This window comes from Nocardia sp. NPDC051321, from assembly GCF_044455225.1.
Lineage (GTDB): Bacteria > Actinomycetota > Actinomycetes > Mycobacteriales > Mycobacteriaceae > Nocardia.
Genome location: NZ_JBITEM010000010.1, coordinates 113,747 through 134,963 on the forward strand (window position 1 = coordinate 113,747; position 21,217 = coordinate 134,963).

Annotated in this window: 21 protein-coding genes; 12 read left to right on the plus strand and 9 right to left on the minus strand. The window is 67.2% G+C overall.

Annotated elements, in window-relative coordinates:
* Nucleotides 1-14 precede the first annotated feature (14 nt).
* The 4 genes from ACIA8C_RS24305 (at nt 15) to ACIA8C_RS24320 (ending at nt 3,055) form a co-directional block, all read left to right on the plus strand.
* Complete coding sequence (locus ACIA8C_RS24305) at nt 15-461, plus strand: PaaI family thioesterase (RefSeq protein ID WP_397138371.1); 447 nt, start codon at nt 15-17, stop codon at nt 459-461.
* Between the two features lie 87 nt (nt 462-548).
* A complete protein-coding gene (locus ACIA8C_RS24310; protein ID WP_396993477.1) occupies nt 549-851 on the plus strand; it encodes an urease subunit gamma in 303 nt (100 codons plus the stop codon).
* A 62-nt stretch (nt 852-913) separates the two neighbouring features.
* Entirely contained in the window at nt 914-1,231 is a 318-nt protein-coding gene (locus ACIA8C_RS24315) for an urease subunit beta (RefSeq protein WP_397138373.1), read from the plus strand.
* Nucleotides 1,232-1,333: 102 nt separating this feature from the next.
* Nucleotides 1,334-3,055, plus strand: coding sequence for an urease subunit alpha (locus tag ACIA8C_RS24320; RefSeq protein ID WP_397138375.1), 1,722 nt, complete (start codon nt 1,334-1,336; stop codon nt 3,053-3,055).
* Nucleotides 3,056-3,058: 3 nt separating this feature from the next.
* Here ACIA8C_RS24320 and ACIA8C_RS24325 read toward each other — a convergent pair whose 3' ends face one another.
* Nucleotides 3,059-3,589 carry a DUF3558 family protein gene (locus ACIA8C_RS24325; RefSeq protein ID WP_397138377.1) on the minus strand — a complete coding sequence of 177 codons (531 nt, stop codon included), beginning with the start codon at nt 3,587-3,589 and terminating at the stop codon, nt 3,059-3,061.
* Between the two features lie 110 nt (nt 3,590-3,699).
* Nucleotides 3,700-4,041, minus strand: a complete 342-nt coding sequence (locus ACIA8C_RS24330) for an ArsR/SmtB family transcription factor (RefSeq protein ID WP_397138379.1) — start codon at nt 4,039-4,041, stop codon at nt 3,700-3,702.
* A gap of 550 nt (nt 4,042-4,591) precedes the next feature.
* On the opposite strand from ACIA8C_RS24330, the gene ACIA8C_RS24335 reads away from it, so the two are divergent.
* From ACIA8C_RS24335 to ACIA8C_RS24345, 3 genes are read left to right on the plus strand one after another with little or no spacing between them, the layout of a single operon-like run.
* Nucleotides 4,592-4,780 carry a hypothetical protein gene (locus ACIA8C_RS24335; RefSeq protein WP_397138381.1) on the plus strand — a complete coding sequence of 63 codons (189 nt, stop codon included), beginning with the start codon at nt 4,592-4,594 and terminating at the stop codon, nt 4,778-4,780.
* Between the two features lie 2 nt (nt 4,781-4,782).
* Nucleotides 4,783-5,727, plus strand: coding sequence for a CorA family divalent cation transporter (locus ACIA8C_RS24340; protein WP_397138383.1), 945 nt, complete (start codon nt 4,783-4,785; stop codon nt 5,725-5,727).
* 55 nt (nt 5,728-5,782) lie between these two features.
* Nucleotides 5,783-6,502 (plus strand): TetR/AcrR family transcriptional regulator, encoded by a 720-nt coding sequence (locus ACIA8C_RS24345; RefSeq protein WP_397138385.1) that lies wholly within the window; start codon nt 5,783-5,785, stop codon nt 6,500-6,502.
* Here the strand turns inward: ACIA8C_RS24345 and ACIA8C_RS24350 are convergent, their stop codons facing one another.
* The 6 genes from ACIA8C_RS24350 to ACIA8C_RS24375 form a co-directional block, all read right to left on the minus strand.
* Entirely contained in the window at nt 6,503-7,552 is a 1,050-nt protein-coding gene (locus tag ACIA8C_RS24350; protein ID WP_397138387.1) for a 2Fe-2S iron-sulfur cluster-binding protein, read from the minus strand. It abuts the gene before it with no gap.
* Between the two features lie 4 nt (nt 7,553-7,556).
* Nucleotides 7,557-8,504, minus strand: a complete 948-nt coding sequence (locus ACIA8C_RS24355) for an SDR family NAD(P)-dependent oxidoreductase (protein WP_397138389.1) — start codon at nt 8,502-8,504, stop codon at nt 7,557-7,559.
* Nucleotides 8,501-10,075, minus strand: coding sequence for a flavin-containing monooxygenase (locus tag ACIA8C_RS24360; protein WP_397138391.1), 1,575 nt, complete (start codon nt 10,073-10,075; stop codon nt 8,501-8,503). Before ACIA8C_RS24360 ends, ACIA8C_RS24355 begins: the two co-directional genes overlap by 4 nt.
* Complete coding sequence (locus tag ACIA8C_RS24365) at nt 10,072-10,929, minus strand: metal-dependent hydrolase (RefSeq protein WP_397138393.1); 858 nt, start codon at nt 10,927-10,929, stop codon at nt 10,072-10,074. Before ACIA8C_RS24365 ends, ACIA8C_RS24360 begins: the two co-directional genes overlap by 4 nt.
* Nucleotides 10,930-10,971: 42 nt before the next feature.
* On the minus strand, nt 10,972-11,850 hold the full coding sequence (locus ACIA8C_RS24370) for a metal-dependent hydrolase (protein WP_397138395.1): 879 nt from the start codon (nt 11,848-11,850) through the stop codon (nt 10,972-10,974).
* A gap of 124 nt (nt 11,851-11,974) precedes the next feature.
* Nucleotides 11,975-12,799 (minus strand): amino acid-binding protein, encoded by an 825-nt coding sequence (locus ACIA8C_RS24375; protein ID WP_397138397.1) that lies wholly within the window; start codon nt 12,797-12,799, stop codon nt 11,975-11,977.
* A 418-nt stretch (nt 12,800-13,217) separates the two neighbouring features.
* Between ACIA8C_RS24375 and ACIA8C_RS24380 the strand changes: the two genes are divergently transcribed.
* Both ACIA8C_RS24380 and ACIA8C_RS24385 read left to right on the plus strand, forming a co-directional pair.
* On the plus strand, nt 13,218-13,505 hold the full coding sequence (locus ACIA8C_RS24380) for a hypothetical protein (protein ID WP_397138399.1): 288 nt from the start codon (nt 13,218-13,220) through the stop codon (nt 13,503-13,505).
* 222 nt (nt 13,506-13,727) lie between these two features.
* Nucleotides 13,728-14,630, plus strand: coding sequence for a S1C family serine protease (locus ACIA8C_RS24385; protein ID WP_397138913.1), 903 nt, complete (start codon nt 13,728-13,730; stop codon nt 14,628-14,630).
* 2 nt (nt 14,631-14,632) lie between these two features.
* Here ACIA8C_RS24385 and ACIA8C_RS24390 read toward each other — a convergent pair whose 3' ends face one another.
* Nucleotides 14,633-15,313 carry a TVP38/TMEM64 family protein gene (locus ACIA8C_RS24390; protein WP_397138401.1) on the minus strand — a complete coding sequence of 227 codons (681 nt, stop codon included), beginning with the start codon at nt 15,311-15,313 and terminating at the stop codon, nt 14,633-14,635.
* Nucleotides 15,314-15,495: 182 nt separating this feature from the next.
* On the opposite strand from ACIA8C_RS24390, the gene ACIA8C_RS24395 reads away from it, so the two are divergent.
* The 3 genes from ACIA8C_RS24395 (at nt 15,496) to meaB (ending at nt 20,986) form a co-directional block, all read left to right on the plus strand.
* Nucleotides 15,496-17,373, plus strand: a complete 1,878-nt coding sequence (locus ACIA8C_RS24395; protein ID WP_397138403.1) for a methylmalonyl-CoA mutase family protein — start codon at nt 15,496-15,498, stop codon at nt 17,371-17,373.
* Nucleotides 17,373-19,685, plus strand: coding sequence for a methylmalonyl-CoA mutase (scpA, locus tag ACIA8C_RS24400; RefSeq protein WP_397138405.1), 2,313 nt, complete (start codon nt 17,373-17,375; stop codon nt 19,683-19,685). The genes ACIA8C_RS24395 and scpA overlap by 1 nt, the downstream gene beginning before the upstream one ends.
* Nucleotides 19,686-19,993: 308 nt before the next feature.
* Nucleotides 19,994-20,986 carry a methylmalonyl Co-A mutase-associated GTPase MeaB gene (gene meaB, locus ACIA8C_RS24405; protein WP_397138915.1) on the plus strand — a complete coding sequence of 331 codons (993 nt, stop codon included), beginning with the start codon at nt 19,994-19,996 and terminating at the stop codon, nt 20,984-20,986.
* Nucleotides 20,987-21,217: the final 231 nt, after the last annotated feature.

Here is a 21,217-nt window from a genome sequence, read left to right on the forward strand (position 1 = left end):
CAAAAGTGGACCGCATGACAGATCAGGAGACCCGGGCGGCGGATTGGCTCGTGACCATCACGCCGGAGCAGATGACGAAGGTCAGCGAAGGCACGTTCACCGACCTGATCGGCCTGCGCTACACCGAAACGACCGCGGATCGGGTGCGCGGTGAGTGGACCGTCAAGCCGCACCTATACCAGCCCGCAGGCATCCAGAACGGTGGCGTGTACAGCACCGTCATCGAAACGCTTGCCAGCGTCGCGGGCGGCATCTGGTACGGCGCCAGGGGGACGGTGGTCGGGGTGAACAACAACACCGACTTCCTGCGCGCGGTCCGCGACGGCAATCTCCTCGGCGAGGCGACGCCGATCCATCGGGGCAGGTTGCAGCAGCTGTGGCAGGTGGTGATCACCGACGAGGAAAATCGGGCGGTCGCGCGCGGCCAGGTTCGCCTGCAGAATCTGCCCACCAGGGACTGACCCTGACAGCCCGCTCGTTCCGCATCGCCGGAACGGGCGTGCCAGAATGACCGTCACCCATCAAACCTGACCCGGTGAGGAGCCCGGATGCGACTGTCGCCGCATGAGCAGGAACGGCTGCTGCTGAGCTACGCGGCCGAGCTGGCCCGGCGCAGGCAGGCGCGCGGGCTCAAGCTCAACCACCCGGAGGCCGTGGCGCTGATCAGCGACCACGTGCTGGAGGGCGCTCGGGACGGGCGCTCGGTCGCCGAGCTGATGTCTTCCGGGCGAACGGTTCTCGCGCGCGCCGACGTGATGGAGGGCGTGCCGGAGATGATCCATGACGTCCAGATCGAGGCCACCTTCCCGGATGGCACCAAGCTGGTCACCGTCCACCATCCGATCGGCTAGGGGGAGCGGATGAGAGATCGCTTCGACTGGGTGCGTGCCGTCCTCGAGCGGACGTGCGCGGCATGATTCCCGGTGAATACCTCTGTGCCGAGGGCACTATCGAGCTCAACGCGGGTGCGCGGCGGATCGAAATCGACGTCGTCAACACCGGCGATCGTCCCGTCCAGGTCGGCAGCCACGTGCATTTCCCCCAGTCCAATGCCGCGCTGCGCTTCGACCGTGCCGCCGCGCACGGCCACCGCCTCGATATCCCCGCCGGTACCGCGGTCCGCTTCGAACCCGGCCTGGGCCAACGCGTTTCACTGGTACCGCTAGGCGGCACCCGCGAGGTCTACGGCATCACCCTGCCCCCACCCGGCCACCTGGACGAAACGCAGTGACCAAGCACAGCCGCACCATTCCCGATTTCCCGCACCTGAAATCGCATGCGAATTTCGGTGCGGGACGACAGAAGTGGTGCGCGGCCGACCCGGAGGGACACCATGGCTGAGTTGAGCCGCGCCCGTTACGCGGAACTGTTCGGACCGACGACCGGTGACCGAATCCGGCTGGCCGACACCGACCTCTTCGTCGAGATCACCGAAGACCGCAGCGGCGGACCGGGACTCGCGGGCGACGAGGCGGTCTTCGGCGGCGGCAAGGTACTGCGCGAATCGATGGGCCAGTCCCGCGCGACCCGCGCCGACGGCGCCCCCGACACCGTGATCACCGGCGCGGTGATCATCGACCACTGGGGAATCATCAAGGCCGACATCGGCATTCGCGACGGCCGCATCTGCGCCATCGGCAAGGCGGGCAACCCGGACACCATGAACGGGATACATCCCGACCTGGTGGTCGGCCCGTCCACCGAGATCATCGCGGGCAACGGCCGCATCCTCACCGCGGGCGCCATCGACTGTCACGTGCACTTCATCTGCCCGCAGCTGATGGACGAGGCCCTCGGCGGCGGCATCACCACCCTGATCGGCGGCGGCACCGGCCCCGCCGAGGGCAGCAAGGCGACCACCGTCACGCCGGGCTCCTGGCACCTGGCCCGGATGCTGGAGGCCACCGACGGCTGGCCGATGAACATCGTGCTGCTCGGCAAAGGCAACACGGTCAGCGCCGAGTCGATGTGGGAGCAATTGCGTGCTGGCGCGGCGGGTTTCAAGCTGCACGAGGATTGGGGTTCCACCCCGGCGGCGATCGACGCCTGCCTCACCGTCGCCGACGCGGCGGGCGTCCAGGTGGCGCTGCACTCGGACACGTTGAACGAGGCCGGTTTTGTCGAGGACACCCTCGGCGCCATCGCGGGCCGCGGCATCCACGCCTATCATACCGAGGGCGCGGGCGGCGGCCACGCGCCCGACATCATCACTGTCGCAGCACATCTCAACGTGCTGCCCAGTTCGACCAACCCGACCCGCCCGCACACCGTCAACACCCTCGACGAGCACCTCGACATGCTCATGGTGTGCCACCACCTCAGCGCGGCCATCCCGGAGGACCTCGCGTTCGCGGAGAGCCGGATCCGCCCGTCCACCATCGCGGCCGAGGACCTGCTGCACGACCTCGGCGCGATCTCGATGATCGGCAGCGACTCCCAGGCCATGGGCCGCATCGGCGAGGTGGTCATGCGCACCTGGCAGACCGCGCACGTGATGAAGCGCCGGCGCGGCGCGCTGCCCGGCGACGGCGCCGCCGACAACGCCAGGGTGCGGCGCTACATCGCGAAATACACCATCTGCCCGGCCGTCGCGCACGGCCTCGACCACGAGATCGGTTCGGTCGAGGTCGGTAAGCTCGCCGACCTGGTGCTGTGGGAGCCCGCCTTCTTCGGTGTCCGCCCGCACGCGGTGCTCAAGGGCGGCGCCATCGCCTGGGCCGCGATGGGCGACGCCAATGCGTCCATCCCCACCCCGCAACCGGTGCTGCCCCGCCCCATGTTCGGCGCGGCCCCGCTGGTCGCGGCCGCCACCTCGCTGCACTTCGTCGCCGAGCAGGCCATCGACGACGGCCTCGCCGATCGGCTGCGGATCAACCGGAAACTGGCCCCCGTCAAGAACGTTCGCGACCGCAAGAAGACCGACATGCCGCACAACGACGCCATGCCGCGCATCGAAGTCGACCCCGACACCTTCACCGTCCGCATCGACGGCGAGGTCTGGACCGAACAGCCGGCCACCGAACTCCCGATGGCCCAGCGCTATTTCCTGTTCTGAGGGCTAGGGGGACAGGTCGACCATCATGGTCGCCAGGTCCAGTGCGGCCGCGCAGGGGTCGAGTGCTGTTGTGTGCGAACGCTTCTGGACGCGCCAGGTGATGGCGCCGTTGGCGGCGGCGGTGACGGCGCAGTCGCTGGTGTCGTGCGGGTTGCGGATGTAGAAGGCGGTCGCGGTGACCGTGCCGAGGGCGTGCTTGGTGATCACCATGTGCTCGGTCTGGAAGCCGTCGGATCTGGCGCGGTCCCACAGCTGCTGCAGCGAGTCCTGCGCGGAGTAGGTGAAGCTGACGGTCGCGTCGCCGTCGCCGACCTGGGCCTCCCAGTAGCAGACCTGCGGCGTGTGGTGCGTGGTAAGGCTGTCCGCGTGGACGGCGTCGCTGATCTGCTGGTTGGTCAGCGGCGCACAGTCGGCGAACGGGTTCGCGGGCGCCGCGGGGGCGGCGTCCGGCGTGCTTGCGGTGCTACATCCCGTCACCAATCCGGCCAGGGCGATAACGGCAAGTCCGGCATTACGGACAGAGAACGGGTTCATCACCGCTCCCTTTCTGGATCATCAACGGGTCAGACCAGGCCACGCTACCCAGCGATCCGCCGACACGCGACCTGAGCAGGCGCGATCTTGCTCTCAGTCGGCCAGGCCGTTCAGTCGCCCAGGCCCTCAGGCAGCTGCCCGCCGTGTAGCCGGTGATGCCGGAAGGCGAGCCGGACGATGTCGCCGATGCCGGGATCGGCGATCGTGTAGACATTGCGCCGACCCTCTTTGCGCATGTGGACCAGACCGGCCAGTTTCAGTTTGGCGAGGTGCTGGCTGACCGCGGGCACGGTTTGGCCGATATCGGTGGCCAGTGTGCCGACATCGCGCTCGCCTTGACCGAGCAGCCACAGGATCTGCAGCCGGGCGGTGGCCGCGAGCATGCCGAAAACCGCTGCCGCGTCCTGTAGTTGAGCCGCCGGGAGGGGGCCCGGTTCGCTGTGCTCGGTCACGTCCGCCTCCAACCGGGAGCGCTGGCGAGCGAATTCGCCAGGCCGCTGGGAGCGCTCGCGGAGCGAATGCGCGAGGCCGCGTGTCCGTAGCGTGGCACGCAGTCGAATACTTGCGCAACTGATTGACGAACGCACGGCGGCGGGTTTCTAATAATGGGTGCGCAATTCTGCGTAGCTGAACAACCAACGAAGCGGGGTGAGCGGCTGATGCCGGTTGACAGTATCGACGTCTCTAGCCGGACCGCCTTAGCGAAACGGGTTGTGCCGGTTCGTCGTTGATCTGCCCGCGCGATGCGTGGCCGAGCTGAGCGGCCGTCCCATCGCCTGACGCGGCACCAATTGTCAACATCGTTCGACCCGAAGGGCTTGCGCACGCGGCGTCGGTGCGGGTAAGTCGGTGCGACCGTCCCTTGGCGGCCGTACAGAGCGCTTGCGAAATCCGTGCAGCCGCACCGATCTTCGGGCGCGGCCGCGCGCTGCGCCCGAACGTTCGGCCCGCGCGGTAGCGGGCGCTGTCACCACCAGACCTACGAAACATTGGAGTTCCGCCATGGCGATCATGTTCAAGAGGGCCGAAACACCGCACCGCGCACCGAATCTGGAGCGCCAGTCGATCTGGTTCACGATCGGTCTCTACCTTTTGATCAGCGCGGGACTGCTGACTATGCATTACGCCCATCATCAGGCCCCGGTCGGCTCGTCGTCGGTCTCGCCCGCGCACTCGTCCCACGGTCAGTAGCGATGCGTGCACTCACCGGCGCCGTGCCCGCCGACCGGTTCGACACCGAAGTCCTGCAACAACATTGGATCCCGCTGGCGGCCGCCGACGCCGACACCGCCGCGGTGCTGCGCGAGCGGCTCGGCGTCGACTTCGCCGCCGCCCGTGACCGGGTCTGGGAGACCGACAACTTCCTCTACCTGCCGGTCGTGGCCAACTACAAGCGCGGCGACGCCATCGAACGGGAAACCATCGTCTTCGCCCTCGGCGCCGAATTCCTGGTGACGTTGCAGCCGGAGGAGCACTTCATCCCGTTCGACAAGGCGATCGCGAAGATGCGCCGCACCCCGACCCTCACCGGTTCCGCGCACGGCGTGATGTACGCGCTGCTCTGGGCGCTGAACGAGGCATCGGAGCGGGTTATCTACTACGCAAGCGACGCGCTGGAGGCGATGAACGACGAGATCGAGATGGCCACCAACGGCTACGACCAGCGCGGCCGCGAGATCGGCGTCGCCGACATGCGCGGCACCATGTCGCGAATGAACGCGGCCGAGGAGATCGTCTCGCGCACCCAGGAGACCCAGCTCCAATTGGCCCGTGCCGCAAGACATCTGATGGCCGATATCACCGTGCGCAGCGCCGAGATGGAGAGCCTGCTCGCCATCCTGATCGCCGACATCGACGGGGTGAAACAGCACGCGGGCTTCGAGCACGACAAGGTCCGCTACCTGCAGCAGTCGGTGATGACCTGGCTCGACGTCAAACAGAATCAGATCGTCAAGGTGTTCACCATCATCACCGCGGTCTTCCTGCCACCCACCCTGATCGCCACCTTCTACGGCATGAATTTCACCTGGATGCCCGAACTGGAATGGCAGCACGGGTTTCTGGCCACCACCCTGATGACCCTGGTGGCCGCCGTGATCCCGCTCGCCTATATCAAACGAAAGGGCTGGCTGCGCTGAGCGAGGAGCGGCCCGAACGGCGTTGCCGAGGTCGGCATTCAATATCATGACAACTATGACGGCCGCCGGTAGCAGCTCGCCCGACGCGCCGCGTCCGGATGCCAGGACCGAACGATGGCGCGCGCATCGGGAGCAGGTGCGCGGCGAATTCGTCGACGCCGCCTTCCGTGCGCTCGCCGAGCACGGGCCCGACGTGAGCATGGACGACATCGCGCGCGCCGCGGGCTGCGCCAAGCCCAAGCTGTACCGGCATTTCGCGGACAAGACCGATCTGTACCTGTCGATCCTCGAGCGGGTGCAGAACATGCTGTGGGAGCGGGTGCTTGCGAAGATCAGTCTGACCACCGATTCGGTGGCCGAGCTGATTCGCACCGCCATCGCGGAGTATGTCGCCGTGGTGGAGGAGCAGCCCGATGTGTTCCGCTTTCTGGTGCACAGCAGGCTGGCGCAGCAGGCCGAGCAACCAGAACGCGCCATCGAGGTGGCGCAGCGGTCGGCGCTGCTTGCGGCGCAGATGGTCGAGGAGCGGCTCGAAGGGCAGAACGTCGACACCGGCAGCCTGGAGTTGACCGCCTACGCCATCTTCGGCGCGGTCGGCTCGGCCACCGACTGGTGGCTCGGCGCGAACCGGGCCAGGGCCGAGGTGATGTCGACCGAGCGGTTCGCCCAGCATGTGAGCATTATCGCCAGGAACATGCTCGACGGGGTCGCCGAGCTCAACAATCTGCCGCTCGACGTGCGGAAACCGGCGCACCTGGCGTTCGAGCCGGAGTAATCACTGGTCGAAGGCGATGTGCACCCGGGGTGACTCCGGGAGGGTTTGGCAGGCGAGGGTCAGGCCGAGGGCGAGCTCGTCATCGATGAGTGCCTCGTTCTGCCGCATCCGGGTGCGTCCCTGTTTCACCGAGCAGACGCAGGTGCCGCAGGCGGATTCACGGCAGACGTAAGGGGCGTCGATTCCGTTGTCCAGCAATACATCCAGTAGGGGAGTGTGTTTGGGCCAGTCCAGGACATGGGTTTCGCCGTCGATGTCCACTTCGACAACGGCCGCGTCGCCGAGTGGTGTTGCGGCGGGCAGACGTTCGTTGACGGTTTCGAACGGATTCGACTGCAGAGACCGGTATTCCTCGGTGTGGATGCGGGATGTCGGCACCCGCAGTGCGGTAGCCGCGGCACCGGCCACCGTCATGAATCCCGCAGGCCCGCACAGAAACCAGTCACGGTCGGAATACGGTCGCACCAGTTCCGCGACCGCATCCGCGGTGGGTAGCCCACGCTCCGATTCGAGCCAGTGCAACACCTGCAACCGACCGGCGTAGCGGCGTGTCAAATCGTCGATGGTGTCCGCGAAGATCACCGACCGCCGATCCCGGTTGGCATACAGCACAACGACATTCCCGCCGCCGGACATCATGGATTTGATGATCGACAGGACCGGCGTGATGCCGCTGCCCGCAGCACACAGCAGCACATCGGTGCCCAGATCGCGCGGCCCGAACGTACCGGACGGCTCCAGCACCGTGATCAGGTCACCGACCGCGACGGTGTCACAGATCAGGTTCGAGGCATAACCGTCCGCGATCCGCTTGACCGTCACCGCGATCCGATCATCACAGTGCGGGCTGCTGCACAGCGAATAGCACCTGGCCACCGAGCCGGTACGCGCGCTGGGCACCCGCAGGGTGAGGAACTGGCCGGGACGGTACCGGAAACGCTCGGTGAGCTCATCGGGCACCTCGAATACCAACGTGCGGGCATCGTCGGTCTCCTCGATCACCGCCCCGACCTTCAGCACATGCCCGCGCACGCCGTTGTCCGCGGTCATCGGGCTACCTCGGCGCCTCGACCGGTACTGAAACAGGCTGCGCCGCTGCGGGAGTGGCCGACACCGGATCGATCAGCCGGAGCACCCGGCGACCGAGCCGTTCGATTCGCTCGACATCGAACGGCTGGGTGATCCGTCGATTCACGCCCGGCGCGATCCGCAACATGAAGTAGCCAAGCCACGCCTCGGCCCGCACCGGCACGACGGCAAGGTCGTAACGCACCGCGCGCTGTGCCGCCCGTGCCACCAGATCCGGACTCATCGGCGAGAACGGCAGTTTCGCCGCGGCGTCCTGCACTCGCCGCGCCAGTTCCTTGCCGCGTGCGATCAACTCTTGATCGACGCCGACGGTGACGGCATGCTCGCCGATATTGGTGTTGATCACCCCGGGACAGATCGCGCTGACCCCGATTCCCTTGGGCCCGAACTCGAGTCGCAGGCACTCGGTGAGCATCTTCACCCCGGCCTTGGACACCGAATACGCCGACATCACCGGCGTCGGCGTAAAGGCCGCCGCCGACGCGATATTCACGATGTGGCCCCGCTTGCCGTCGTCGATCATCTGCTGCCCGAACACCCGGCAGCCGTGCACCACTCCGAGCAGGTTGACGCTGAGCTGGCGATCCCAGTCGGCCGGTGTTAGATCCACGAAGGCGCCGCTGACCAGCATGCCGGCATTGTTGACCAGCACATCCGGCACGCCGTAGTCCGCGAGCACGTCCCGGCCGAACGCTTCCCACGCGCTCGAGTCGGTGACGTCGAGCCGAGCCGCGGCGGCCCGGTGACCGCGTGCGTGGATCATCGCCTCGGTCGCCAGGGCGGAATCCAGATCAAGGTCGGAGACCACTACGTGCGCTCCCGCCATCGCGAACCGGATCGCGATGGCCCGGCCGATGCCGCTGCCCGCACCGGTCACCACCACCAGTTCGGGGTGAATGTTGGTGAGTTTCATACGGATTCCTCGAGGATCGCGCCGGTCCGCAGTGCGGGCACGGGCTGGCGGTAGTGGTAGTCGTCGAGATCGAAATGCCGGTTCTGCCAGTACATCTCGCCGTGCGTGGAGGGACGGAACGGTGAATCGCCGTGACTGTTGATGTAATAGGTGTTCGATCCGTCGCAGGCGGAGGTGAACAGGAAGTTCTTCTCCTGGCGGCGCAGGCATTTGGCGAAGTACTCGTCGTGCGCGTGCTGGCTGATCTCGCACACGGTCGCGCCGCGCCGCTTGGTCTCGGCGATGGCCCGGCTCAGGTGCGCGGCGGTGGCCTCGATCATCCAGATGTAGGAACCGAGCACGAAACCGTAGGGCCCGGTGATGGTGAACATATTCGGGAACCCTGGCACCGAGACGCCGTGATAGGCCTGGAATCTGTTGCGGTCCCAGAACTCTCCGAGATCGAGCCCGTCGCGGCCGGTCACCGGGAACGGCGGTATCGAATCCTTTTCCCACAGCTTGAATCCGGTAGCGCAGATCAGCACATCGACCGGATGCCGCACCCCGTCCTCGGTGGTGATGTCGTGCTCGCCGATGCAGCCGATCGGCTCGGTGATCAGGCTGACATCCGGCCGATTGAATGTCGACAAGTAATCGTTCGACATCGAGGGCCGCTTGCACCCGAGCCCGTAGGCCGGAATCAACTTCTCGCGGATGACCGGATCGTGCACCTGGCCCCGCATCCACCGTCGCGCCGGGATCTCCGCCAGCCGACGGCCCGCGTCGCTGAGCCAGGTGGGACCGACCACCATGCCGCCCATGCCGATCTCGGTCGCGAGGGTGCCAAGCATCCGGATGCCGGACCGCACCCAGGGCCGCTCGAGCACCGCGCGGCCGATCGGCCCTACGGCCGCGTCGGATTTCGGGAACACCCAGATCGGCGTCCGCTGAAACACATTCAGGTGCGCCACCTCGTCCACGATGGCGGGCACCAGCTGCAATGCGGTCGCTCCCGTCCCGATCACCGCGACCCGCTTGCCCGTCAGCGCGACGTCGTCGTCCCACAGCGCCGTGTGCATCAGGGTGCCCTTGAAGTCTTGCAGGCCCGGAATATCGGGCATCTTCGGTCGTTCCAGCCCGCCGATCGCCATCACGACATAGCGCGCGGTGAGCGTGCGGCCGCCATCGGTGCCCAACAGCCACAGGCTGTTCTCGGCGTCGTACACCGCCGAGACGACCGTCGTGTTCAACCGCAGTTTCGGCCGCAGGCCGTACTTGTCGACCATGCCCTCGGCGTAATCGCGCAGCTCGGTGCCGGGCGCGAAGATTCGCGACCAGTCACCGCGCTGTTCATAGGAGAAGCTGTAGATGAACGACGGGATGTCAACGGCGACACCGGGGTAGGTGTTCGCGTGCCAGGTGCCACCGACGCGATCCCACTTGTCCACGATGACGAAGTCGTGAATGCCTTTGCGTTGCAGTGCGATAGCGGCGCCGATGCCGCCGAACCCTGCGCCGATCACGATCACCTCGTGCGGCCGCGCGCTGTTGCCACTCGCCGGCGCGCCATGGCCGGGTTGCGCCGCGCTCATCGGACGCGATCCACGAGCGCGCCTTGGGCGCCGAACAATTCGGTCTGCCACCGCTGGAGCAGGGCCGCGGTGTCCACCTGGTCCGGGTGGAATCCCGGCTTCAGGTACACCTGGATCTCGCTGAGCAGGCCGCGCACGATCGGTCCGCGAATCAGCCGGTAGGACTGCCTGGCGACCGTGATCGGCTGCCAGGCAGGGGGATCGGCGATGATCGAGGCGAATACCCCGAGCCCGACCACAGGAATCGTGAAGAGATACATCACCGCCATGATCGCGATCCGCAGCCACTCCGGGCCGTCGACCGATCGATAGACGTCGAAGGTCACCGATTTGTGTTCGAGCTCTTCGAGCGCGTGCCAATTGAGCAGGTTGCGCACCTCGGGATCGCCTGCCAGGGTCTGGATTTCGGGACTGGACAGCACCCGGGCCGCCAGCACGGCGGTGTAGTGCTCGGCAGCGGCCGTGATGGCGAGATGGGCGGCGGGTGGCGCCAGCCGTTCGGCCCGGCGCACGAGTTCACCCTGCCTGCTCACGAATCGCGGCAGCGGATAGCCGAGCGCGAACAGCTGCTCGTTCAAGCTGCCGTGCTGCTGGCCGTGGACGGCCTCCTGGCCGATGAACGCCGCGACCCGTTTCTTGAGCACCGGATCGGTGATCTGGTCGGCGAAGCGGCGCACCGATCGGATGAACGATTCCTCGCCGGGTGGGAAGGCGGCCGAGAGCAACGCGACCAAGTGGCTGAGCACGATGTCGTCGCCCGCGTAATACTTGGTCATCGGTTCCGGGTCGCCGAAGCGGAATTTCATCCGGCGCACCTTCGGGTAGCCGCCGGATTTCTGCACGCTGGTGGTCATGTGAATCTCCGTTGATTCCAGGGTTGTTCGGGCGGGGATCAGTTACTTCAGGTGATCGACGAGGGCACCTTCGGTACCGAAAAGCTCTTTCTGCCAGCGCTCCAGCAACTCTCGCGAGTCGATGTCGTCGGGATGGAAGTTGGGCCGCAGATACAGCACCAGCTCGCGGCCGATGCCGCGGAACACCGGCCCGCGGAACAGCGTGACGGCTTCCCTGGCCAGGCTCAGCGGGTAACGCCGCGCGTCCGGGTCGCGGCTGAGCGACGCGGTGAGCGTGACGGCCGTGAGCGGGAGCGTGAGCGCGACCAGCGTCGCCATCGTGAGGATGCGCATCGTCTCCGTGCCGCCGACCGCGCGGTACACGTCGAACGCGACCGACTTGTGCTCGAGTTCCTCGAAAGCATGCCAGTTCAACAGGTTCCGCACTTCTTCGTCACCGGCCAGCGCCTGGATCTCCGGGCTGGACAGCACGCGTTCGGCCAGCACCGCCGTGTAGTGCTCGGCCGCCGCGGTGGCCGCCAGGTGCAGCCGCGCGGGGATGCGCTGTTCGAAACGCTTCTGCCGTTCGACGGCCGCAGGCGCGTCCAGCCATTCGATGGCGTAGCCAAGCTCGATCAGCTTCTCGTTCAGGCGCCGGTGTTCCTGGCCGTGCATCGCCTCCTGGCCGATGAAACCGGCGACCCGCTTCTTGAGCACCGGATCGGTGATCTGGTCGGCGAAGCGGCGCACCGATCGGATGAACGATTCCTCGCCGGGCGGGAACCCCGCGGACAGTCCGGCGATGAAATGGCTGAACACCATGTCGCCGCCCGCGTAGTACTTCGACATGGGCACCGGCTCGCCGAAGCGGAATCTGATTCGCCTCGCCCTCGGGTATCCGCTGCCCGTGCGGCCCTTCGTTCGCACACCTTGCTCGGTCATCTCGCACCTCATTGAGCTCGGTACCGTCAGTATGCGGTACTACTAGTACGATACCGTCTCAGACGGATAGGGCAAGAGGTGTCGGAATTGACGCAGGTAGACGGAATTCTGTTGCGACTGTTCGTCAGCCGTGTCTGGTAACGCTGCGTGCCAGGTCGGTCAATCGGTGCGCGCGGGCGTTCTCGGCCGGGGTGAAAGGTTCGTCGGGGCGGACGAAGAGGAGTGGGTGGTCCGGCTGCCACGGCACGACCAGGGTGGTCCCGTCGAACGTGAGGTCGCGGTGGGCGAAGGTGCCGGGGGTCAGGTAGCGGGCGCCGAGCAGTTCGGCGATGGCGAGCGGGAGTTCGTCCGGGTCGGAGGCGACGCGGGTCGCGATGCCGAGCGCCTTGGTCTGGCCGTCGATCAGGGCGAATGCCGAGGCGGGCCAGATGCGGACCGCGGATCCGCCCGCGTGCACGACCGCCGACGACAGGGTGTCCGAGGTGATGCCCGCGGGCGCGGCGATGACCAGCTCGTTGAGCACGCCCGATTCGAGTTGGTGCACATGGACATTCAGGATATTGGCACCGCGGCGAGCCAGGTGTCTGGCGAGCGCCTCGAGCCGGCCGGGGCGATCGTCGACACGGACGCGAATGCGCCACAGGGCAGGGGCGCGGTCGACGTCGTCGCGGCTGCGCAGCTCGGGGCCGTGCAGCCACGCGCCGAGCATGCGCGTTGCCGAGGGCTCGACGACCCAGATGATGAGCGTCGTCGTGCTGATCGTCAGCAGGGCAACGGTGACCAAATAGGGCGGGTCCAAGTGGACGACGAGCGCGTGCAGCGCCAGTTCGACCGGAAATACCGCGGCCAGTTTGGCCAGCGTCAATCGTGCCCGGCGCGGGTGCGGCAAGCGGCCGCACACCTCACACGCCAGCACATGTACACGATGTCGAGAACGCATCGGACGCATGCGCACAGCGTCCGGCTCGAACATTTCCGTTCCGCTGCCGAATGTGTAACGCGGCGGTGAAATCGGACGGGAAAGCCGTTGAGCGGCAGGACTTTCCGTGGTGATGCTGAGCACAGGCGGAGGGGTGCGTGTCCGAGCGCACAGTTACCGGACGGGTCGGCCGACTTCGCGGGTGGTCTGCGAGTGCCACCCCGACCTCGTCGCCAGCGCAGACCGGCTGGCCTGGCCCGCCGAGATGAACCCGGGGCGACCGCCTCGTGACTAAATGTTTGCTCAAATGTTGCGGAGTTGCGCGTGTCGGGCTACGTTCATAGCGAACGGATAGTCGTAAGTGCCCTGCCTGTTGAGTATTACCGGGAGTGTCCGATGAGGAACCGACTTGTAGCTGCAACATTGCTTGTACCGGGTCGTGCGTGACATGACCATGATCATCACCCCCGCCGACGACCTGCTGGCCACCAACGAATTCCTCCGGGACGGCGTCCGAATGAGCGTCGCGATCGGCCGCCCCCAGCCCTATCCCACCGGCTCAGGCTGGCGCTGCCGCGTCCGCGTCGAATGCGGCACCACCCGCCTAGAACAATCCCAGGTCGTAGCCCCCACCCCCCAAGAAGTCCTCCGCCTAGCCCTGGACCTCATCACCACCCGCCTGAACATGACCGAATCAGAATTCTTCGAAGGCGCCACCGTGAGCCCCGCCGCCTAACGCAAACCCAGGCACACTTGACCTACGCATCATGCTCTTGACGCTCGTTGCAGGAAGCGTCAAGAGCATGATGCGTACATCAAGTCGCGTCGGGTGCGCGGGGCGTTGATTGGTTGTGGCTCTGGTGAAGACGGTGCGGGGTGGGCGGTGGGCGGGCATGCTGGAGGGGTTGGTTTGGACGGGTAGTCAGGGGTGGTGGTCGGCGTGGACGATGACGCTGCGATGGATGCCTATTCGCGCACGGTGACCAGGGTTGCCGCGTCGGTCACGCCGCATGTGGCCAGCGTGCGAACCAGGCGGGGTAGTGGGTCGGCGGTTGTGTTCACCGACGACGGTTTTCTGCTGACGAACGCGCATGTCGTGGGGTCGGCCAGCGGTGGCGAGGTGGTGTTCGCCGATGGGGTGGAAGCCGAGTTCGACGTTGTGGGCGTCGATCCGCTGTCGGATCTTGCGGTGCTGCGCTCCCGTGGCGGCGCGCCGGGGGCGGTCATCCTCGGTGACGCGGACGAGCTCGTCGTCGGGCAACTGGTCGTCGCCGTCGGCAGCCCGCTCGGCCTTGCCGGTTCGGTGACCGCGGGTGTGGTGAGCGCCCTTGGCCGAGCCGTACCGGTCGCCTCCCGCCGCGCCGGACGAGTAATCGAGGACGTGATCCAAACCGACGCCGCCCTGAACCCCGGCAATTCCGGTGGCGCCCTTTCGGATTCGGCGGGCCGGGTAGTCGGCATCAATACCGCCGTCGCGGGTATCGGCCTCGGCCTTGCGATCCCGATCAACGCAACCACCCGCCGCATCATCGGCACCCTGCACACCGACGGCCGCGTCCGCCGCGCCTACCTCGGCCTGGTCGGCATGCCCGCCCCGCTGCCCGCCACCGTCGCCGCCCGCACCGGCCAAGCCGCCGGTGTCCGCATCATGGAAGTGGTGCGCGGCGGCCCAGCCGAAGCGGCCGGCCTGCGCCGCGGCGACCTGGTACTCAGCGTCGCCCGCGCCGAAGTCCGTGACGCCCAAGGCATTCAACGTCAACTGTTCGCCGACGCCATCGGCGTGCAGCTCCCGGTTACCGTCCTGCGCAACGGGGCGATGGTCGACGTCATCGCCGTCCCCATCGAACTGACCGTGGACTGAGGCTATTTGGCGACGGTCGCGGGTTCCTCGGTGCGCGGGACGGCGTCGGTGTTCCAGCGCGCGTCGACCACCAGGCCGATCACTCCGACGGCGATCAGGACGGCCGAGAAGACGATCAACGCGGGGTGGGTGGTGCCGGTGAGGGCGTCGCCGAGGATGACGGTCCCGATGGTGCCGGGGAGAACGCCGAGGAGGGTGGCGATCATGTACGGCCAGAAGCGGATCGAGGACAGGCCGCAGCAGTAGTTGATCACCGAGAAGGGGACCGCGGCGATCAGCCGCAGTGACCCGACGGCCAGCCACCCGCGACGCCGCAGTCGATCGTCGACGGCGCGCACGGCGGGATGAGTCAGGCGGGACGCGACCTGCTCGCGATCGAGCGCGCGCACCACCAGGATGGCAAGCGCGGCACTGATCGTCGTCGCGCCGACGGCGAGCGCGATGCCGAGCACCGGACCGAACAGCAGCCCGGCACTCACCGTGAACACCGTCCGCGGAATCGGCGCGACCGTCACGAGCGCGTGCACCACGAGGAACAGCACCGGAAAGATCGGCCCGACGGAGGTTGCCCAGTCTTGGATCTGGCGCGGACTGGGCAGCGGGACCAGCATCGCCGCCACGAACAACGCGACGACACCCACGATCAACGCGAGCACACGCGGGTCACGGATCAGCCTGGTCACCGGGGCCAGATTACCGGGTGGTAGTGGTACTAGGGGACAACGCGTTGCAGTGTTGCCGCTAGCATCAGAGGAAACGGGACGAATGCTCGTTAACCAAAGTACTCGCTGAACTGGGCGAATACGGCGGTTTCGGCACACAATCACGGGTGCGCCTGCAGTCGAGTGGAAGAGGAAAGCAAGCTATGCCGATTGCTTCAGAGCCCGGACCGGGATCGGCGCCCACGGGCGTGGATCCGGTGCCGCAGTTCGCCGCGTGGCGCAAGGGCGTGGCCGGGGTGCTGGCGAAGGTCCGGCGGGTCGAGATCGCCGAACTGCCGGAGGAACCAGAGCACCTGCTCGATGAGACGACCTACGACGGGCTCACCATCGCCCCGCTGTACACCCGGCGGGACGAGCTGCCCGAGCAGCCGCTGCCGGGCGCGTATCCGTTCGTCCGGGGCAGTGATGGCACCCGCGACGTGCACCGCGGCTGGCACGTGAGCGCCCACTTCGGTGGGCCCGATGCCGCCGCGGTCAACCGGGAGATCATGGCTGGTCTCGGCAACGGCATCAGCGCCGTATGGCTCGGCGTCGGCGAGCGCGGCGTGCCAGCGGCCGAGCTGCCCGCCGCGCTGTCCGGTCTGCTGTTCGATCTCGCGCCGCTGACCCTGGACGCGGGCACCGCGACGGCCGACGCGGCCGCGCACCTGTACACCGTGCTCGACGGCTATGACGCGGCCTCCCGCAAGGACATTCAGGTCTGCCTCGGCGCGGCACCGCTCACCAGCGGGTTCGCCGGAACCGCCGACATCGAACTCGCGGACACGGTGACCGTGGCCGCCGCCGCGGTCGCGCGCGCCGAGGCGGTGCGCGCGATCACCGTGGACGGCACCGTATTCCACAACGCGGGCGCCTCCGACGCCCAGGAACTCGGTGCCGCCGTCGCTGCGGGCCTGGCCTACCTGCGCGCCCTCACCGAGGGCCTGGACATCGCGGACGCGTTGGAGCAGCTGACCTTCCGGTTCGCCGCCACCGACGATCAATTCGCCACGATCGCCAAATTCCGTGCCGCCCGCCAACTCTGGGCCCGCGTCGCGCATGCCTGCGGCGCACCGAATTTCGGTGGCGCGCCGCAGCACGCGGTGACCTCCGCGGCCATGATGACCCAGCGCGACCCGTGGGTGAACCTGCTGCGCACCACCCTCGCGGCGTTCGGCGCCGGTGTCGGCGGGGCGGACGCGGTCACCGTGCTGACCTTCGACTCGGCACTGCCCGCCGGTGAGCTCGGCGTCTCGAAGTCGTTCGCGGACCGGATGGCGCGCAACACGCAGCTGCTGCTGCTCGAGGAATCCCACCTCGGCTTCGTGCAGGACCCGGGTGCTGGCTCCTGGTATGTCGAGGACCTGACCGGCGCGCTGGCCGCGAAGGCCTGGGCGTTCATGCAGGAAATCGAGGCGGCCGGTGGCTATCTCGCCGCGCTGGATTCCGGACTCCTTGCCGGGCGCATCGCGGAGACCAAGTCGGCTCGGGATTCCGATGTCGCGCACCGCAAGACGTCCGTCACCGGGGTCAACGAGTTCCCGAACCTGGCCGAGCAGCCGCTGTCCGAGGCGGCGCGCCTCGATGATCGGGTGGCTCGTTACGGTGCCACGTTCGAGGCGCTGCGCAACCGGTCCGACGCCTACCTGGCCGAGCACGGCGCGCGGCCGAAAGCGCTACTGGTGCCGCTCGGTTCGGTCGCCGAACACAACGTTCGAGTGACCTTCATCGCGAACCTGCTGGCCTCGGGTGGTATCGAATCCATCAATCCCGGACCACTCGAGGTAGGCGCGATCGCCACGGCGGCAACCGAATCCGGTGCGCCGATCGCGGTGCTGTGTGGTTCGGACAAGCGTTACGGCGTGGAAGCCGGTGCGGCGGTAGCGCAGTTGCGTGCCGCCGGAGTGGAGACGGTGTTGCTGGCCGGTGCCGCCAAGGCGGTCGCCGAGCTCGAGGACGCGCAGCGTCCGGACGGATATCTCGCGGCGAAGATCGATGCGGTCGCCGCGTTGTCCGCCCTGCTGGAGAAAGTGGGAGCCTGATGACACTGAGTCATATGCGCAAACAGGGTGAAATCAAGCACGTGATCGGCAGTTTCGCCGAGGTGCCGCTCACCGAGCACGCGCCGGAGCCTGCAGAGGTGGACTCCGCGCAGGTCGATGCCTACATCGGCGAGGCAGCGAAGGCCAACAACTACGCCCCCGAGCAGCTGGTGTGGTCGACACCCGAGGGCATCGACGTGCCACCGGTGTTCACCAAGGCCGATCGGGATGGCGTTGTGGCCGAGGGCTATCCGCTCGACAGCGTGCCCGGTGTCGCGCCGTTCGTGCGCGGCCCGTACCCGACGATGTATGTCAACCAGCCGTGGACCATCCGCCAGTACGCTGGGTTCTCCACCGCCGCCGACTCGAATGCCTTCTACCGCCGCAATCTTCAGGCTGGGCAGAAGGGCCTTTCGGTCGCCTTCGACCTGGCCACCCACCGCGGCTACGACTCCGACCATCCGCGCGTGCAGGGTGACGTCGGCATGGCCGGTGTCGCCATCGATTCCATCCTCGACATGCGCCAGCTGTTCGATCACATCCCGCTCGACCAGGTCAGCGTCTCGATGACGATGAACGGCGCGGTGCTGCCGATCCTGGCGCTGTATGTCGTTGCGGCAGAAGAGCAAGGCGTCGGACCGGAGCTGCTGGCCGGAACCATTCAGAACGACATTCTGAAGGAGTTCATGGTCCGCAACACCTACATCTACCCGCCGAAGCCCTCGATGCGGATCATCTCCGACATCTTCGCCTACACCAGCGCGAAGATGCCGAAGTTCAACTCGATCTCCATCTCCGGCTACCACATTCAGGAAGCGGGCGCGACCGCCGACCTGGAGCTGGCCTACACCCTCGCCGACGGCGTCGAGTACATCCGGGCCGGTATCGACGCGGGCATGGAGGTGGACAAGTTCGCGCCGCGGCTGTCGTTCTTCTGGGCGATCGGCATGAACTTCTTCATGGAGGTCGCCAAGCTGCGCGCCGGGCGGCTGCTGTGGAGCGAGCTGGTCGCGAAGTTCGAGCCGAAGAGCTCGAAATCGCTGTCGCTGCGCACTCATTCGCAGACCTCCGGCTGGTCGCTCACCGCGCAGGACGCCTATAACAACGTCGCGCGCACCTGCATCGAGGCGATGGCCGCGACGCAGGGGCATACCCAGTCCCTGCACACCAACGCGTTGGATGAGGCGCTCGCGCTGCCGACAGACTTCTCCGCCCGCATCGCGCGCAATACCCAGCTGCTCATCCAGCAGGAGTCGAAGACAACCCGCCCCGTAGATCCTTGGGGCGGTTCGTATTACGTCGAGTGGCTGACCCATCAGCTGGCCAATCGGGCTCGCGCGCACATCGCCGAGGTGGAAGCCCACGGCGGGATGGCGCAGGCGATCGGCGAGGGCATTCCGAAGCTGCGTATCGAGGAGGCCGCCGCGCGCACGCAGGCACGGATCGATACCGGGCAGCAGCCGGTGATCGGTATCAACAAGTATCAGGCCGAACAGGACCAGCAGGTCGAGGTCCTCAAGGTCGAGAACTCGCGGGTGCGCGCTGAGCAGATCGAGAAGCTGCGGCAGCTGCGGGCCGACCGTGATTCGGCCGAGGTCGAACGCGCGCTAGCCGAATTGACCCGTGCCGCAGCCTCTTCCGAGGGCGGCATGGAGAACAACCTGCTGGCCCTCGCCATCGACGCCGCGCGCGCCAAGGCGACCGTCGGTGAGATCTCCGACGCGCTGGAGAAGGTTTACGGCAGGCATCAGGCCGAGATCCGTACCCTCTCCGGTGTGTACCGCGACGAGGCAGGGAAGGTCAGCAACATCACCAAGGCGAGCGAGCTCGTCGAGGAGTTCGCCGAGGCGGAAGGTCGTCGCCCGCGTATCCTCGTCGCGAAAATGGGGCAGGACGGGCACGACCGCGGCCAGAAGGTGATCGCCACCGCCTTCGCCGACCTCGGCTTCGACGTCGACGTGGGCCCGCTGTTCCAGACCCCGGAAGAGGTGGCCCAGCAGGCGGCGGACAACGACGTGCACGTCGTCGGCGTGTCCTCGCTGGCGGCCGGCCACCTCACGCTGGTGCCCGCGCTGCGGCAGGCACTGGCCGACGCGGGTCGACCCGACATCATGGTGATCGTCGGCGGCGTCATCCCGCCCGGCGATTTCGACGCCCTCTACGAGGCCGGTGCCGCGGCGATCTTCCCGCCGGGAACGGTCATCGCCGACGCCGCGATCAACCTGCTGAAGAAGCTCGCCGCCGACCTCGGCCACCCCGAGCTAGGTTCGGAAACCAGCAGCGGCGCCGAGGATTCCGCCGAGGGCGAATGAGCGAGCACAACGCCGCGGGCCCCTCGACCGAAGGCCCTCTTCAGTCGGACGCGGACGCTGAAGGGCGCCTTCGGTCGGATGCCGGTGCCTCGGCTGAGCATGCCGACGATATGGTTCGATCGGGCTCGGCGGCAGACGGTCGCCTCGAGGCGGGGCCAGATGTGCCGATTGACGATGCGACTCAGTCGGATTCGGCCGTCGAAGGTCGTCCACGGTCGGATTCCAGTGCGCGGAGCGGTCGGGCTGATGGTGGCCGGGAGTCGGTCTCGCAGGTCGACCGTGGGCCTCGGCCGCCAGGGCGTCCGGCGATCGATGTGGAGGCGATGGCGAAGGCGGTGCGGGCGGGGGAGCGGGCCGCCTTGGCGCGGGCGATCACCCTCGTGGAGTCGACGCGTGCCGACCACCGGGACTCGGCGCAGCAGTTGTTGCTGCGGCTGACGCCGGACAAGCACAGTTCCGAGACCGCGGTGGTGTCGAATCGTGTTGGCATCACCGGTGTTCCGGGCGTCGGCAAGTCGACGTTCATCGATGCGCTCGGGATGGATTTGATCGGGAAGGGGCATCGGGTCGCGGTGCTCGCGGTCGATCCGTCGTCCACCCGGACCGGCGGTTCGATTCTCGGCGACAAGACCCGGATGGCGCGACTGTCGCTGGAGCGCAACGCCTATATCCGTCCGTCGCCGACCGCGGGCACCCTCGGTGGCGTGGCCAAGGCGACTCGCGAGACTATCGTGCTGCTCGAGGCCGCCGGGTACGACGTGATCCTGGTGGAGACCGTCGGCGTTGGCCAATCCGAGGTCACCGTCGCCAATATGGTCGACGTCTTCTGCTTCCTCACGCTGGCTCGCACCGGAGATCAGTTGCAGGGCATCAAGAAAGGTGTGCTGGAACTCGCCGACCTGGTCGCGGTCAACAAGGCCGACGGCAAACACGAACTGGAAGCCAAGTCGGCCGCCCGCGAACTCGCGGGCGCGCTGCGCCTGATCCACCCGCACGACGCGCTCTGGCGCCCGCCGGTGCTCACCATGAGCGGACTGGAAGGCGTCGGCCTCGACAAATTCTGGGCCACCGTCCTCGAACACCGCCGCGTCCTCACCGACGCGGGCGAATTCGACGAGAAACGCCGCCGCCAGCAAGTCGACTGGACCTGGACCATGGTGCACGACCAGCTGCTGCGCCGCCTAGCCGACAACCCCGCCGTGAAAGCCATTCGCGCCCAAGTGGAAAGCCAGGTCCGCGACGGAACCCTCACCGCCGCCCTCGCCGCCGAAGAACTCCTCCGCGCCTTCGACACCCACTAGCCCTCACCCGAAGGGGTTGATGATCGCGGCCCCGGTCTCCTCGAAGTGCTTCACATTCCGGGTGACCACGGCGAGGCCATGCGTCAACGCGGTCGCCGCGACAAGCCCATCCGCCATGTCGATCGAGTGCACGCTCCGAAAGAAGTTCGGTACCAGGACTATTGGACATGGCATCGCGGGCGTGGGATGCTGCGAATGTTCCGCAGCCGCGGGACTATCCAGGAATATCGT